Source organism: Candidatus Seongchinamella marina (assembly GCF_026262685.1).
GTDB lineage: Bacteria > Pseudomonadota > Gammaproteobacteria > Pseudomonadales > Halieaceae > Halioglobus > Halioglobus marinus.
On record NZ_SHNP01000005.1, the window covers coordinates 81,783 to 97,815 of the forward strand.

Annotated in this window: 14 protein-coding genes; 9 read left to right on the plus strand and 5 right to left on the minus strand. The window is 51.0% G+C overall.

The window, feature by feature from the left end; genetic code table 11:
• The first annotated feature begins 30 nt into the window (after nt 1–30).
• A complete protein-coding gene (locus EYC87_RS14045; protein WP_279253438.1) occupies nt 31–960 on the plus strand; it encodes a ketoacyl-ACP synthase III in 930 nt (309 codons plus the stop codon).
• Nucleotides 961–990: 30 nt separating this feature from the next.
• On the plus strand, nt 991–1,251 hold the full coding sequence (locus EYC87_RS14050) for an acyl carrier protein (protein ID WP_007229848.1): 261 nt from the start codon (nt 991–993) through the stop codon (nt 1,249–1,251).
• Between the two features lie 24 nt (nt 1,252–1,275).
• Here EYC87_RS14050 and EYC87_RS14055 read toward each other — a convergent pair whose 3' ends face one another.
• Nucleotides 1,276–2,508, minus strand: coding sequence for a hypothetical protein (locus EYC87_RS14055; protein WP_279253439.1), 1,233 nt, complete (start codon nt 2,506–2,508; stop codon nt 1,276–1,278).
• Between the two features lie 270 nt (nt 2,509–2,778).
• Between EYC87_RS14055 and EYC87_RS14060 the strand changes: the two genes are divergently transcribed.
• Nucleotides 2,779–4,257 carry an MBOAT family O-acyltransferase gene (locus EYC87_RS14060; RefSeq protein ID WP_279253440.1) on the plus strand — a complete coding sequence of 493 codons (1,479 nt, stop codon included), beginning with the start codon at nt 2,779–2,781 and terminating at the stop codon, nt 4,255–4,257.
• Here EYC87_RS14060 and EYC87_RS14065 read toward each other — a convergent pair.
• Genes EYC87_RS14065 through EYC87_RS14080 form a run of 4 tightly spaced genes read right to left on the minus strand, consistent with a single transcriptional unit; the run spans nt 4,254 to nt 7,512 of the window.
• Complete coding sequence (locus EYC87_RS14065) at nt 4,254–5,105, minus strand: SAM-dependent methyltransferase (RefSeq protein ID WP_279253441.1); 852 nt, start codon at nt 5,103–5,105, stop codon at nt 4,254–4,256. The two genes, EYC87_RS14060 and EYC87_RS14065, sit on opposite strands and share 4 nt — an antisense overlap.
• A gap of 23 nt (nt 5,106–5,128) precedes the next feature.
• On the minus strand, nt 5,129–5,851 hold the full coding sequence (locus tag EYC87_RS14070) for an SDR family NAD(P)-dependent oxidoreductase (protein WP_279253442.1): 723 nt from the start codon (nt 5,849–5,851) through the stop codon (nt 5,129–5,131).
• The gene (locus EYC87_RS14075) at nt 5,848–7,233 is read right to left on the minus strand and encodes a class I adenylate-forming enzyme family protein (protein ID WP_279253443.1); all 1,386 of its coding nucleotides are present in this window, start codon (nt 7,231–7,233) and stop codon (nt 5,848–5,850) included. The genes EYC87_RS14070 and EYC87_RS14075 overlap by 4 nt, the downstream gene beginning before the upstream one ends.
• Nucleotides 7,234–7,239: 6 nt before the next feature.
• Nucleotides 7,240–7,512 carry a hypothetical protein gene (locus EYC87_RS14080; protein WP_279253444.1) on the minus strand — a complete coding sequence of 91 codons (273 nt, stop codon included), beginning with the start codon at nt 7,510–7,512 and terminating at the stop codon, nt 7,240–7,242.
• Nucleotides 7,513–7,575: 63 nt separating this feature from the next.
• Here EYC87_RS14080 and EYC87_RS14085 point away from each other — a divergent pair, with 63 nt between their 5' ends.
• From EYC87_RS14085 to EYC87_RS14110, 6 genes are all read left to right on the plus strand, one after another.
• Nucleotides 7,576–8,544: a glycosyltransferase family 2 protein gene (locus EYC87_RS14085; protein ID WP_279253445.1), complete on the plus strand. Its 969-nt coding sequence runs from the start codon at nt 7,576–7,578 to the stop codon at nt 8,542–8,544.
• A 409-nt stretch (nt 8,545–8,953) separates the two neighbouring features.
• A complete protein-coding gene (locus EYC87_RS14090) occupies nt 8,954–9,991 on the plus strand; it encodes a glycosyltransferase family 2 protein (RefSeq protein ID WP_279253446.1) in 1,038 nt (345 codons plus the stop codon).
• A gap of 291 nt (nt 9,992–10,282) precedes the next feature.
• Nucleotides 10,283–10,927 (plus strand): PaaI family thioesterase, encoded by a 645-nt coding sequence (locus EYC87_RS14095; protein ID WP_279253447.1) that lies wholly within the window; start codon nt 10,283–10,285, stop codon nt 10,925–10,927.
• A gap of 21 nt (nt 10,928–10,948) precedes the next feature.
• On the plus strand, nt 10,949–11,896 hold the full coding sequence (locus EYC87_RS14100) for a cation diffusion facilitator family transporter (protein ID WP_279253448.1): 948 nt from the start codon (nt 10,949–10,951) through the stop codon (nt 11,894–11,896).
• Between the two features lie 474 nt (nt 11,897–12,370).
• Nucleotides 12,371–14,614: a TonB-dependent receptor gene (locus tag EYC87_RS14105; RefSeq protein WP_279253449.1), complete on the plus strand. Its 2,244-nt coding sequence runs from the start codon at nt 12,371–12,373 to the stop codon at nt 14,612–14,614.
• Nucleotides 14,615–14,765: 151 nt separating this feature from the next.
• Nucleotides 14,766–15,995 carry an acyl-CoA dehydrogenase family protein gene (locus tag EYC87_RS14110; RefSeq protein ID WP_279253450.1) on the plus strand — a complete coding sequence of 410 codons (1,230 nt, stop codon included), beginning with the start codon at nt 14,766–14,768 and terminating at the stop codon, nt 15,993–15,995.
• The last annotated feature ends 38 nt before the right edge of the window (nt 15,996–16,033 follow it).

Sequence of the window (16,033 nt, forward strand, 5' to 3'; positions counted from 1 at the left end):
TTTCTTCTCGTTAAAAAATCTGGGGTTTTAATGGTTGGTATAAAAGCGATTGCTAGTTATATTCCTGAGCGACGAGTCAGTAATGTTGATCGTGCGGAAGAGGTGGGAAAGGAGGTTGATTTCATCACCGGCAAAGTTGGTTTTACCTCTTTGCAGCGAAAAAGTGATGGCGAGGAAACCTCAGACCTCTGTGTTGGGGCTTTCGACGCTTTGCTCAAAAAGCAGCCAGACATCAAGCGGGAGGACATCGATTGTCTGATTGTTGTCACGCAGAACCCTGATGGCTTTGGCTTACCACACACCTCTGCAATTGTGCAGCATAAGCTAGGGTTATCAGAGAATGTCGCGGCTTTTGATGTTTCATTGGGTTGCTCCGGCTTTGTTTATGGGCTGGATGTTATTCAGGCCTTTATGAATGCCCAGGGCCTGCAACATGGCCTTTTGTTTACCGCTGATCCCTATTCGAAGGTAATTGACCCGCTGGACTACAATACTGAACTATTGTTTGGAGATGCTGCCGCAGTGACTTATATTGCGGCTCAACCGATATTCATTTCTCGCAAGTCCACATTTTCTACCAATGCCAGATTGTCGCATTCGATCAAAGTCAACGAGGATACTCGGGTACTCTCAATGCTGGGAAACAATGTGTTTAAGTTTGCGGTCACTAAAGTGCCAGCGCAGATCGAACAGTGTCTAGAGCAGAATGGACTGGAGAAGAGTGAGGTCGACCTGTACCTTCTGCATCAGGGAAGTAAATACATCGTGGATAACTTAATTACTGCACTTGGTGTGGAAGCCGACAAGGCTCCATTCCTGGCTGCGGAAATAGGCAATACCGTATCATCCTCGATTCCATTAATGTTAGAGCAGTATATGGAAACAGGGGAGAAAACGATTCTTATTTCGGGGTTTGGTGTAGGGCTGTCATGGGCCACATCGATACTTGAGCGTTTATGATGTTTAACAAGTACAAAAGCGAGGGGTTTTATGTTCACACTGGATGAATTCCGGGAAGCTGTGAAGGTTGGCATCAAAAAGGTGCTGAAAAAGACAGAAGACGTGGTAATTAGTGACGACGAGGACCTAGGTGATTATGGCCTCGATTCACTGGCTGGCATCAGTCTGGTACTGGAAGTGGAAAAGTCTCTGGATATCGACCTCGGAGAGTTCGACATCGACGAAGCAAATACCATCAATCTTTTTTACGCCAAGGCGAAACGGGTGCTGGAAGAGTTTGGTGACTGGTAAACGTCTCGGCCTCAGAATAATCGGCTATTTACGCCAGGCACTCGTCTTTTCTGCTTTTTCTCGAACCTCCTGCAGGTCTTTTGGAAACGATTTCGCATAGCGCTTCCGGTCAATGCGGGAGCGTTTTAAATGCGCATCGATAGTACGGCTATCTACTTTCTGGCCAAAATCGTGAACGCGCTCACCGTCGACACCCAATAAAACGGTCTGAATCAAATCACCTGTAGCCCGGCTTACGTGTGATGTGTCCAGGTGCCAGCGCATGCGGCTGGTCTTGTCTTTTTTTGCGGGTACTGGCTCGGTGGTAATGGAATTATAGCCACTGAAGTCCCACAGCGGGAATGGCGACTGTCCGGCTTTTGCGGCTTCCTTCTCCACTAATTGCACAACCTCTTTTTTCCACTGTTCAAAGTCATCCCACAGATCAACCGCGCGCATGGATTCCGCCAATCTGGCATGAAAGGGCATGAAGCCAAGTTTTATTTCGATACCCTCACTATAGGCGTCGGCCAGTATTCTCTGGAGATAAACCAGGTTAGAGGATTCGTCAGCCCTATGTAATGCGAACTTTTGATCCGGGCGCGGGAACCAGGTAAAAGTCATATATTGCTGCTCGATCTGTCGGAAGGCTGCACGCTGAGGCGCCTTGGGTTTTGGATCAGTAATCCAGAATCCGGTGGGAGTCAGAGTTGACTTGGGTATCTCTTTACGGGCAATACGGGACTGCGCCAGGACTGTGTTCCAACTCTCATGCAGCATCTCGAACGAAATCAAGGATGTCAGCGTGTCCTTAAAGAGTCGAACAGGGTAGCCGCTATTCTTTTTGAATTCAGGAGTAACAGCGAGGCGTTCCTCGTAAGTAGGTATAACGCCGGCCGTGGGACGCTGCTCCCTATGTATATTGAACATATAAAAATCCAGCATCAGCAGCGCTTGCTTGAGCTCCCCGCTGGCTTTCGCATGTTGATAGTTTCTCCAGATCAAGTAGGCAGTACTGCCGGCTATTGAATAGTTATAAACGGGGGCGCCGTTCCAGCCGGGGTGATCCGTGGCCATGGATGATCCAGCGCGGGAGACGCCTAGAATCACTGCTTCAGGTGCAAGCTTTCTGAGAGCATAAGGCTTGGAAACATGCTGGCCATAAAAGAATTTCTGCCTATACTCGTTGATTCCCGGTCGGTCGGTTGAGTTAAAAAAACGGTAGGGGTCGACAACGTAGTTGACTACTGCAACGCAGCTAAAGCCAGTTAGGGCCATAGCCAAAAACAGTGTTAGATAGGTTTTTGATCGCATTGCCGGCAGAGTATGAGTTACGCAAAAATCTCGCTAGGCAGTATACAGTAATTGTCACATCTTTATATAATCGACGATTCCAGTCACAAGCGGCGAATGATGGTCACAAGCCGCGCGGAAGATTATACTCGCCGACATAATCAGAAAAGCATTGTGTGGAAATGCTGGTTTACCAGATCCATTCCTATGAATGGAGCGCCTCGCGCCACACTAGCGCCCCGAAGTGACAATTGAATGCTTTTTAATTCCTACATTTTTATTTTTGCCTTTCTGCCGCTGGTATTGCTGGGCTATTACGCGCTCAATCACCTTGATTATTCGCGAGCCGGGAAGTTATTTTTGCTAGGCGGGTCTTGGCTGTTTTACGGCTGGTGGAACCCAATCTATTTGCCTTTGTTACTGGGCTCTATCGTAGTGAATTACACGATAGCTGGAAAAATCCAGTCTTACGGCCGCTCGAGAGAGATTATCCCGCCCAAGAAACGACTGATGATTCTCGGCGTTTGCCTCAATGTAACGTTGTTGGCGTATTACAAGTACATGGATTTCTTTATCTTCAATGTGAATCTTCTTCCCGGCGTTGAGTTGGATTATCTGAGACTGGCGCTGCCGTTGGGCATCAGCTTTTTTACCTTGCAGCAGATCGCCTTTATTGTGGACTGTTATCGGACGGGTCTAAGGGAGCGGGACCCAGTCGACTATGCATTGTTTGTGTCATTCTTCCCGCAGCTGATCGCCGGCCCGATCGTTCACCATCGGGAAATGATGCCCCAGTTCCGTGCCACAGATAATCGACGCTTTCATACTCGCAATTTTATCCTCGGTACTTTTGTGTTCAGCGTGGGCCTGTTCAAGAAGGTGGTCATTGCCGATTCGTTTGAAATCCTTGTCAATAATGGCTTTGATTCTGCCGAGACGCTCAATTTACTTGAGGCCTGGCTGGTCCAATACAGCTACACATTTCAGCTCTATTTTGATTTTTCTGCCTACTCTGATATGGCGATAGGCCTAGGCTTGATGTTCAATATTGAATTGCCTGTTAACTTTCGCAGCCCCTACAAGGGGACTAGTATTATCAATCTATGGCAGCGCTGGCACATTACGCTTACGCGTTTTATTAACACTTATGTTTACAAGACGATCCTGCGTTCTTTTCCAGAGCTCAACTTCAAAGCCGGCATGGTAGCGAGTTTTCTTGCCATGATAGTCAGCGGCATCTGGCATGGTTCCGCATGGACTTTTGTGGTTTTTGGAATGCTTAATGGCGCTGCTATTGTGGTCAACCACCTGTGGCGCAAGACAGGTATCAAAATGTCCAACTGGCTTGGCTGGTTGATCACTTTCCATTTTTTCAGTTTCACACTGGTGATTTTCAGAGCCACGGATTGGTCAGATGTGTTTAAAATCTACAAGGGTATGCTGGGCTTCACGGAAAACACATTTAGTGTAGCCGCGGTTAAGCTTATGGGGTCGGATGCACCCTGGTATTTCAATCTGGCATCTAGCCCCGTGCAGAGGGATCAATGGGCGACTTGGGTGTTGACTTTAGCGGTCCTGTTTTTCATCGGCATTGTCGCCCTGGCTCCCAATAGCATGGATCTGAAAGACCGGTTCAAACCAGGGAAGTCGGTATTGTTGCTACAGGTGGTTATTTTCGTAATTTCTGTGATGATGATTTCGAAAGCGAGCGAATTTCTCTATTTTCAGTTTTAGGCAGCTTTATATGCGGCGACAATCCCATAGCCCATGATGCCTTCTAGCCAGAGGCTTTCTAGTACATCGCAGGAGGCAAGAAACCGGCGAGAGGCGGTTTTTCCTATATGTCGCTCTACCCTGACACGATTATTCTGGGCGTTTGTCCGCCAGTGGCCAAAAGTGGCCAGGGTTTCTCGCGAAATGTCCCTGGCGTGCTCCACGTGCAGTTGATGGCCTTCCAACTGATCCTGGTAGAACGACAGGGTTTCCATTTTGGCGCGCCCGAAAGCATCTTTGAGAATAAGAAATTCGTCCCGGCGCGAGATAACTTGCGGCAGGCTTAGTTTGGCTTGCAGCATGACATCGCATAACACCATGCGACCGCCGGGTTTTAACACTCGGGAGCATTCGCTCAGCAGCGCCAGTTTGTCATCCATTAAGTGGGAGGACTCCATCACCCAAACCCGATCAAAGCTGTGATCATCAAATTGCAACTGCGTGCCATTGCCGTGCTGAAATTGTGCAGTGGTAGACAAGCCGAGTGATTCAGAAAGAGCAGATGCGCGGCCTACACAGGCGCTGCTGGGCGATACGCCAATGACCTGGCACTGGTGCTCACTGGCGATACGGCAGCCAGCTTTGCCCGTACCGCAGCCAATATCCAGGACTTCTAGCCCAGCATCCAATTGTGCCAGGGATAACATTTCATTGGTCAGTGCGTCAGTAGCATGAATTAGCGATTCATCACCCACGCGAAAGTAACCATAGTGCAGGTCTTCGCCGAGTAAGTGATCCCAAGCCTCCACTACAGTATCGTAGTGCTCGGTGGGGTCACCGCTGCTATTGCTGGGGGTTACGTTTGCCATTTTCAGTGTGTGTCCCGACCTGTTCAGCAGGTAATGCCGCCATCCACTACCAGCACCTGGCCAGTAATGAAGTTAGCTTGATCGCTACACAGGAAAAGAATCAGGCCAGTGATGTCTGCCGGATCGCCTAGCCGACCCAGCGGTGTGCGCTTGACTATTTGCTGGCTCTGGGCAGTGTTCAGCTCCTCGGTCATTTCCGTGGTCAGGTAACCCGGTGCTACCGAGTTGACTGTGATGTTGCGCGCACCCAATTCTCGCGCCAGCGCTCGAGTAAAGCCGTCTAAGCCTGCTTTAGTCGCTCCATAAACTGAGAGACCTCGGTAACCGGATAAGCCGATAATGGAGGATATGTTAATGATTCGGCCGCGCTTCAGGGATAGCATACTGCGCGACACCTGCCGGGTTAGTCTGAAGGTGCCTTTGAGGTTGAGATCGACCAGGTTATCGATAGCGTCATCATCGATTAACGGCAGCAGGCTGGTATGAGCCATGCCTGCGTTATTGACCAAAACCTCGATGGGGCCAAGCGTATCTTCTACCCGACTGACGAAGGCCTTGCATGCAGCATTGTCCGTCAGATCCATTTCTACGAACAGGAATCTATCCGGGAACTGCTGCTGCCATTCCTCCGTTTTCGATGTGCCCCGGCGGCTGAAGCTGGCAACGCAGTAGCCCCTGTCGAGGAAGGACTGCACTATGGCAGCCCCCAGACCCTTACTACCGCCACTTACTGCCACGACTTTCATGCTGTCTCGCTTCCTCGCCTGGTCAACTTAAAATTATTGGTATCGATACTATCAACAATCGTGACATTGCGCGGCATGCTATGTTTGGGCAGGCTGCGGCAGGCCGCTCGCACTGCCTCTTCGACCGCTTCAGCGTCGAACCCCTCATCAAGCACCAGATCCACAGCCACTATCTGACCCATAATAGGGTTGTCCTGGCCGAAAACTCGCGTCAGCTTTACTCCAGGCAAAGCGGAGACGATATTTTCGACCTCCAAAGGGTGTACTTTGACGCCGCCAACATTGATGACCTCTGACTCGCGCCCCATAAATACAATGCGGTCCTGCTCAATCTTCACCAGGTCGCCCGTGGCGAGCCAGCCGTCTTTGTCTCTGGGTTGTGAATCGGGCGCGTTGCGGTAGCCGAGCATGCCGTGATGGGTCTTAACCTGGAGTTTGTCATCGACGATGCGAAACTGCACTGCTGCGTCGTCCGGGCGCTGGAGTATAGATGCGGGCAGCCCGGCTCTGCCGTCACTGACCGAAATACACGAACCGGCTTCCGTGAGGGCATAAATATGCACGATGCGCGCTAATGGGAACAGTGCCGCCAGCTGCCCCAGTAGGTGTTCGGATACCGGCTCGCTGCCCAGGGTAATGTGCCGTAGGGGCGGCAGATCTTTTTCGCGGGCCATCAGCGCCAGGGCAAAGCGCCAGAACGTGGGCGTCGAGCTGACATGGCTGACGTTGCGGGAGATCATCGCGGTGACTGCATCAGCTACCCGAGTCGAGTCCGCGAGCACCAGACAACCCTGGCTGGACAGGATATGCGCCAGCATCTGGATGCCCGCAAAATGATTGAGCTTATAAGCGAGCAGCCAGCGTTCGTCATCCTGGCTGGGGCGGTCACTGACCTGCGCTAACAGGTCAGACCATTGATAACGCACACAGCGAGGTTGCCCGGTGGTGCCCGACGTGAAAATCAGTAACTCGGCATCGAGTTCAGGTAATTCCACAAGCGCAGCATCTTGGATCGTTACATATGAGTCTGCCGCTGGCATTGCGAGTTGCCGGCAGGATAAAGAAGCGGGCAACGGAGTGTCAGTGAAAAGCAGGTCTATATCGAGTTCGGCGGTTAGTGCCGAGACCTGTTCGTGATTGTAATCGCGATTCATAATAGCCAGTGGGAGACCGGCTGACGCAGCAGCGACAACCAGCAATACCAGTTCCGGGGAGTCAGGAAGGTAGCAGGCAAGTCGGCGTGCACCGGACTCGCGCAGAGTGAGTACCAGTTGCCCAGTAGCTTGGTGTGCTTGGGCGTAATTCCATTGGATCTTGCTAGTTATCAGGAAGGGTCGCTGAGCGTTTTTTTGGAGCGCAGCATTAAGCCTGGAGGCGATCATTTGAGGTCAGCTGTAAAAGTCGACGATATCCCGCACGGTCTGGGGCAGTATGCCACTGGTGTAGGGATCCTTGCCGTACTTTTTCTCAAGTACTGCAGACAGTTCTGCTACACACAGCGAATCCAGGCCCAGCCCGTTATCGTAGAGCGCAGCGTTGAGGTCAAATGCGTCCTCGCGAAAGCCCTGATGCTTGCGGATGGTTTTGATAATTTCGATGATATCGTTGCTGATGTCCACGGATTTAATCTGGCCCTGTAATGCCCAAAATAGCGGGCTCAATGTATCATCCCGGCTTAATAATTGGTACTGTTTCGCCCCCTGTCTCCTACGCATTGAGCAGTCATGAACCTCACACCAACACCCAAAGTCTCCGTTATCGTTATCGGCTATAAAATGCCGGGCCAACTGGAGAATACCTTACGTTCGCTGTATGCGGATTACCAGCGTGGTGTCAGCGAGGAAGACTACGAAGTTATTGTGATGGAGAACAGCTCTGTCGCTAACCTGCGAGAATCTTTCGTGCAGAACCTGCCGTCGAACTTCCGCTATTTACTGCGCGAGGAATCCGCTGCTACCCCGGTTTATGCGGTCAATGAAGCGTTTGCTTTGTGCCGCGCACCTTTGATCTGCCTGATGATTGACGGTGCCAGAATGGTTAGTCCCGGCATTATTCAAAACGCATTAATGGCATACGCGATCACCCCCGGCGCTATCGTGGCAGTGCCCGGTTATCATCTGGGGAATGATGAACAGCATATGGTAGATGGGGTGGAAGACCAACTGGCTTTTGAACAACAGTTATTGGCGTCGGTAAACTGGGAGGCAGATGGTTACGAGCTGTTTCGTATTTCGACTTTCAGTGGTGCCAACCGTCGTGGCTATTTGCAGCCAATTATGGAATGTAATTGTATTTTTGCATCGGCTGACAATTTCGCGGCGATAGGATTTGCTAATACGGACTTCCAATTGCCTGGTGGTGGCAGTATTAATCTGCATATGTACCGCAGCCTGGGGATGCTTCCAGGCACTCGCCTGTTTGTGACACCCGGAGAGGGATCGTTCCACCAGTATCATGGCGGGGTGACGACTTCATCCTACGAGGAGCGCGAGGCCGAGATTGAGAAACACCGCATACAGCTGCACAGTTATTGGCCTGAAGGTTTTCACAGTTTGCGGCGGGAGCCGACGTTGATTGGGGAAATTTCGCCGCAATCGGTAAGCTTTTTGCAAGATTCCCTGGAATTCGCCCAAAAGCGCACCAAGCGCCTGACTAACCAGGGTAGGCCTTTTTGGCCTGATGATACGGTTTGATGCGTTGTTGCAGATTTATCTGCTCTGGGTAACTCCCTTGCGGGATACAAACCCGCTATTGGCGCGAAATGCGTTCAATCTATATACTCGAGATATTGCAGTTCAAAATATAAGAGCATGGTTCGATCAAAATCGAATATAAGGCGCATGTAGCCGGCCGATTCGAGGGGCTTTGAACACCCTGGAATGTGCTTAGGCAGGTAGTTTGCCTGATTAGGCTGAGAATGTTTTTTTAAGTAGAGTGAATCTTGTTGTGGCGACCAGGGAGATGGTGCTACTGAAGGAAAAATTCACCACCATAAGCATTTTGGAATTAAATGCACTAAAGCCCGCCAACTAAAGGAAAGTGGACGGAAAATTCGTAGGACTTCAGGAAAATGGAGTTCCACTCGATAGAGTTGAGACTTGCATGCTTACGCAAATACGAAAGTTAATAACGTCCAGAGAGTCCCCGGAGCCTCGCTCTAATACTGGTGGGGCTCCCTTAGTCAGTTTCGTCGTTATCGTTTATGACATGCCTCAGCAGGCCGAGAACACCTTACATTCCCTCAGTGCCAAATTTCAGCGAGGCGCGAGCGAAGCCGACTATGAAGTTATCGTGGTGGAGAATGAATCCGCCAATAATCTCAGTCCCGCATTCATTGCAGGTCTGCCAAAGAATTTTAGCTACCATTTACGTGCAGAGCGTGAGCCGACCCCGGTGCATGCTATTAATCATGGCGTGGGCATAAGCCTGGGTCAGTACGTGTGTGTCATGATTGATGGGGCGAGAATGGTGACCCCTGGTCTGGTCAAAAATATTCTACGTGGGCATCGAATAGACGACAGGGCCGTTGTTACAGTGCCCGGTTATCACATTGGCGAGCAAGTTCAGCAAGAAGCAGTAGAAGATGGGTATGGGAAAGAGCAGGATCAAGCGCTCATTGCCTCCATTGACTGGCGAAACAATGGATATGAACTGTTCGATATCGCCTGTTTTAGCGGCTCCTGTGATGACGGCTTCTTTCGCCCATGCAGCGAGAGTAATTGTATTAGTGTCCCCCGAGCAATTTGGGCTTCCCTTGGCGGCCTTGACACTCGCTTCAACTTGCGAGGGGGAGGTTTGGTGAACCTCGATTTATACAGACGTGTGCTCGAGTATCCCCGTGTAGTGCATGTTTCACTGCTGGGCGAGGGCACGTTCCACCAGTTTCATGACGGCGTAACAACGGGTGGAGAAGAAAGAGAGGTTCGAGATGCGCTAATCGGAGAAATGAACCTTCAGTATGAAGCTATTCGCGGACAAGATTACCAGAGGCCCCAGACGACCCCTGTGTTCCTGGGCGAAATACCCTTGCAAGTTTTGACCTTTGTTCACGCTTCTGCTGAACCCCTGTTGGGGAGTAAGCGCCCAGTGACCTATCCACCTCCCATTTCAATTTTAAGCGCGAAAAGCGCGAAGAGTTAGTGTTGGGTGGCACTTGAGTTACACTGCCGTGCCTATCGTGGCGTTTTGGCCATGAGTCTACTGAGCATTAGGCAAATTTTTCTACACTGATACATTGGATTCTCAATGCTGGTCTGCTCGCTTCGGTCGCTCACTTGCGATGCATGTGCCGTATTATTGTGTTTCTCTTTCTCTACCAGAAGCAAGCGATGCCACTTTTATCCTGTAGAGGCCTGCAGACTCTGATCGGCATTAGACGCGCAGTCATTCGAACTTCTTTTACCCTGACGGACTTTTCTGGAGTAATGCACTATGACGTTTCATCAAGACGCTGAAGTGGGCGACAAGGAGCTTGTTGAGTCCATCAGTTCCGAGGCCGGAGAACTGATCAATCTGTTGCGTTGCAGTCACGCGCCCGATGACGTTCTGGCTGAGGCGACTGAGCACATCCGCGCTGCAATGGCTTCTTTGGCGCCTTATCTGCGGCAAGGGGAGGGTTGGTCTACGATATCCATCGCCAGCGATACACCCGGAGTGGGCTGGATGGACGATGATCTAACGCGCTGCATGCCATATAGCCCAGTCAGCGGCACTCGAAATCCTGTAGCCCCCCCCATAAAAATGTGGCGCGACGGTAATGAAGTGCGAGGTGAAGCCGTGTTCTCGCCGACCTACGCAGGGCCACCGGACTGTGTTCATGGCGGTATTATTGCTGCGGTCTTCGATGAAATGCTTTCCATGGCTAATGTCGTCTCAGGTTCTGCGGGCTTTACCGGTACATTGACGATAAAATACCACAAGCACACCCCCCTGGATTGTCCTGTAGAGTTATGGGCAGTGACTGACAAAAACATCGGGCGCAAGCAATTCAGTCGCGGTGAAATGAGGGTTAACGGTGAGGTCACCGCTAGTGCAGAGGGTTTGTTCATCCGCCCGGCTTCGCAAATGGATGCCTGATCAGGTGCAGCCCACTAAGCTATGAGCCAGTCACAACTCGCCCAGCGAGCTGGGCCGCAAGAGTCAGCGCGTTTGATGCGTTTGGCGACTTATGCTTCGGTTTCGGTGGCCCTGGTATTGATCGTAGCCAAGCTGATCGCCTGGCAACAGTCTGGATCTGTGAGCTTGTTGGCCACCTTGGTCGATTCGGGTCTTGATGCGTTGGCCTCGCTGGTCAATCTTATTGCAGTGCGTCACGCCCTGTCTCCGGCAGACCATGAGCACCGCTTCGGGCATGGTAAAGCAGAAGCTTTGGCGGGTCTGGGACAGGCGGCACTCATTACCGGTTCCTCGCTATTTTTGATGCATGAATCGGCACAGCGGATGTTGGCTCCGGTGCCTATGGAGTCTTTCAAGGTGGGAATGTGGGTGATGGTATTTTCTATTGCCATGACTCTGTTGCTGCTCACTTTCCAGCGCCATGTCATCTTACGAACGGATTCCACGGCCATTCGGGCTGATGCTTTGCACTACCGCACGGACTTGTTGGTCAATGCCAGTGTTTTACTGGCGCTGGGGTTGTCGCATTGGGGCTGGCCAGGATTCGATGCCCTGTTTGCCATAGCTATCGCGTTCTATATTCTCTACAGCGCCTGGGAGATTATTAGCCACGCCTTTGATCATCTGATGGACCGGGAGTTACCAGACGAAGATCGTGAGGCGATTGAGCGCACGGTGCTCGCTCATCGGGAGGTAAGTGGGGTTCACGATTTGCGCACGCGGCGCTCAGGTACGGCAGTTTTTGTACAAATGCATATTGAGCTGGACGACGATCTTAGTCTACTGGAAGCTCATCGAATCGCTGATGAAGTTGAAGGCGAGGTTGTGCTAGCTTACCCCGGAGCCGAAGTAATTATTCACCCTGATCCGCTGTCCGTGATTGGTGTTGAATCGCGGCAGGATTTTACAACTTCCGATCAAAAGGTATAGCTTAACCGCGCGAAAACGTTAGTGCCGGTTCCGGGTAATCTGTTTCACAGTGCAATATCAGGGTTTTGAACCCGATTGTAACCCGTCATATGATCGCGGAATTCGTTGTTTAGCACATTGTCTACGCCTGCAGCGAATTGCAGCCGCTATATTGCCTGCCGGGTGGCACTTAAATTCAACAAGCCATAGCCGGCAGTCTCCAGCTCACGATTGTTATCACTCACCTTGTCCTGCGACATGTTGTCGCACCTCGTGATGTATCACATGGGTCGGTTCAAATAGGCTGACCAGAGGCCCTCTTAGCAGGCGGTGGCGTCTTTGGTATTTGTAACTCGCTGTTTTTATTGAGAATAATAAAAGCTATGCGTACCTCTCTGTTAATAATTCACACACAATAGGCAGGGGAATTTCGTATATTGGGACGCAGGGAAGAGTCCGCACTCATTATTGATATAAAAATCTTGGAGTTCATACATGTTTACATACCGCAACCGCAAGTTGTTACCCGCAGCCGTGCTGCTCGCTTCGGGGCTAGCTGCCAGTAACGTTATGGCGCAGCTTGAAGAGGTGATCGTTACCGCCCAGAAACGCGAGCAATCACTGCAAGATACACCAATTTCAGTGACCGCCTTCGATACGGCGGCCATTGACGCCCAGGGCATCGCCAATATTAAGGACCTGGCCTCTTTCGTTCCCAACTTGCAAATTGTGGAATCACCCGGCGGTACCAGCGGGGCGACAATTTCGATCCGCGGTGCGGTTACGATTAATCCTGCGGTTACTTGGGAGCCCACCGTTGGTATGTATCTGGATGGCGTGTTCCTGGGCAAGAATCTGGGTGGAATATTTGAAATTGCTGAGCTTGAACGCGTTGAGGTGTTGCGCGGTCCTCAAGGCACGCTTTACGGCAAGAACACAGTGGGTGGCGCCATCAATTTGATCACGCGCTTGCCAGCAGAGGATTTTGGTGGCCGGGTAGACTTATCCGTGGGTAACGAGGGTTACCAGCAAGCCAAGCTGCGTCTGGATACAGGCGCCATGGGAGGCTTCCGGGCGTCTCTGGCTTACGCCAAAGCCGAGCGAGACGGATTTTACGACAATGTTGATAGCGATCCCACGGGCGGTCTCAATCCTTTTGTAACCCCTAAATCAAGCGATGAATTCAATAATCTTGATAGTGAGGTTTGGCGAATAGACGCCTTGTGGGATGTTACTGACAGTTTTCGAGCACGCTATTCCTATGACTCTAGTGAGCGTGACCAGGAGCCTTCCAAGGCCCAGTTGACCGATGTAAATCAATTTCTTTTTGACATTCAGGATCTCGGCTTCCTGGGTGACCTGATGAGCCTCTATCAGGTGTCTGAGGATAAAAACGCTTCCAGTATCAGCAATGACTATGCGCAGTATGAAGTGTCTGAGACTGACGGTCATGCACTGACTCTCGACTGGGATGCAGGCACGTGGGGCGTTATGGGAGATGTGGCCCTGAAGTCAATCACCTCATATCGTGAGCTCGATTACGGCGACTTTATCGATATCGACGGTACCAATATGGATTTGTTCCACTCGGCTCGTGATATTACCTACGAGCAAACCAGTCAGGAACTGCAGTTGTTGGGTACAACTGACACGATCAATTATGTGATGGGTGTTTACTACTTCGATGAGGAGTCGGATGTTGTTAATCCGATTACTTTCTTTGGCTTGTTCGGGTCCCCTACGGACAATAACACCTATGGCCTTGATAACGATTCCCTGGCCTTCTACGGTCAGGCCGACTGGTCACCTGCTTCTGTGCAACAGCTGACTCTAACGTTCGGAATGCGCTACACAGAAGAAGAGCGTTCCCAGTACATTGACCATCCCAATAGTTCTTCCGGTGGCGTCGGTGCGTTTTCTGAGAAAGACTCAGATACCTGGGACAACACTTCCGGGACGTTTACGGCCGCATGGGATTTGAATGACGATATCAACTTCTACGCGCGCTTTGCCCAAGGTTGGAAGTCCGGTGGATTTAATGGCGAGGCGCCTACAGGTGACGCTTTCCATCAGGGCTACGACGAAGAGACCGTCATGTCATATGAACTTGGTATGAAGTCACGGTTGGCCGATGATCGTATTCAACTGAATATTGCAGCCTTCCAGAATGATATAGAAGATATGCAGGTCTCGGTGTTCCTTGAGGGCTCCGGTGGCGCCGCCTCTAATGTTGAAAATGCTGGTGAGGCGACTTTTCAGGGAGTCGAGGTCGAGTTCATCTGGCAGGTTGTAGACGCCCTGCGTTTTTCGGTTAATTACGGCTATCTGGATGGCGAATATAATGAGTTCATAGAGAATGGCGTTGATCTAAAGAACTTCAAGGATTTGCCGTTTGCGCCGGAAAATACTGCCAACGTCGCCCTGGATTGGGCTGTTTGTAATTGCAACTGGGGCAGCCTCAATTTCCACCTCGACTGGAATTATAACGATGAGTACGTTCCCTATATCGAACCCACGCAGAATGCCACTAGCCAGATCGACGATTATGAAACGATCAACGCCAGCCTGATTGTGAGCGAAGTGAAAGTTGGTTCTGATATGAGCATGCAGTTTGGTCTATGGGGTAAAAACATTACCGATGAAGAATACCGCCAGCACACCATTCCCTTTGGTTTCTGGACGGCATCTTACTTTGGTGCTCCTGCTACCTATGGATTTGATGCTCGCTTGAACTTCTAGGTCTCTCTACCGCGCAGCAAAGGCCGGGCATTGCCCGGCTTTTGTTGTTATGGAGTGCAGCCAACCATGGAAATTTTTCGCCTGTGTGACATCTATCAGCTCTGGCAGCTGCTACACTCCACCTCCTTTCAAAACGTATAAAGGTAGAACTATGGATCTGGGAATCAGTGATCGTGTGGCGCCGTTGCTGGCGGAAGTCAAAGACTTCATCGACAACGAAGTACTGCCAATAGAGCAGGCATTTTTTCAAGAGATTGATGTAGGTGATCGCTGGAGCTTTACCGAGCGGCAGACCGAGATCATGACGGGCATCAAGGAAAAGTCACGGGCCCGTGGCCTTTGGAATTTCTTTCTTACCGATGGCGAAAGCGGCTCAGGGCTCAATACTATTGAGTACGCTTACCTCGCAGAGGAAATGGGTAAATCACATCTGGCCGCGGAAGCCTTTAACTGCTCAGCGCCTGATACCGGAAACATGGAAGTGCTGCACAAGTACGGTACCGAGGCGCAAAAAAAGCAGTGGCTGGAGCCATTGATGAATGGTGAAATTCGATCTGCCTATGCCATGACAGAGCCGGGGGTGGCCTCGTCTGATGCCACCAATATTTGTACCGAGGCGGTGCTCGATGGTGACCAATGGGTGATTAATGGTGAGAAGCACTATGTGTCTGGTGCTGGCGATCCTCGCTGCAAAATTATGATCGTAATGGTCAAGACCGACCCCGATGCACCCAAGCATGTGCAGCAGTCGCAAATACTGGTTCCTACCGATGCGCCTGGATTTACTAATGTTCGCCCTATGAATGTGTTCGCCATTGATGATGCTCCTCATGGTCACATGCATCAGAAATTCGATAATGTTCGGGTGCCCAAGGATAATATTATTCTGGGCCCCGGTCGTGGCTTTGAAATTTCCCAGGGACGACTTGGCCCAGGGCGCATTCATCACTGCATGCGCGCGATTGGCGCTGCCGAAAAGGCGCTTGAATTGCTCTGCCAGCGCTCTGTATCGCGCCAGGCCTTTGGAAAACACCTCGCCCGCCTGGGTGGTAACATCGACATCATTGCCAATGCGCGTATGGATATCGAACAGGCCCGATTGCTAACGCTAAAAACGGCGTGGATGATGGATAATGTAGACCCCAAGGAAGCGCGGATTTGGATTTCCATGATCAAGACCGCAGTCCCCAACGTCTCAATCCGCATCGTCGATCAAGCGATTCAGATGTTTGGTGCTCTGGGTGTTTCTCAGGATACGCCGTTGGCCGGAATGTACATGGCTCAGCGAACCTTGCGCTTGGCGGATGGCCCTGATGAAGTTCATCGCATGGTGGTGGGTCGCAACGAGCTGAAGCCATACATGGCGGAGGCGACGTCTTAGGGGGCGTGCCACCCTCAGGGAAAGTGGATTAACCAAGT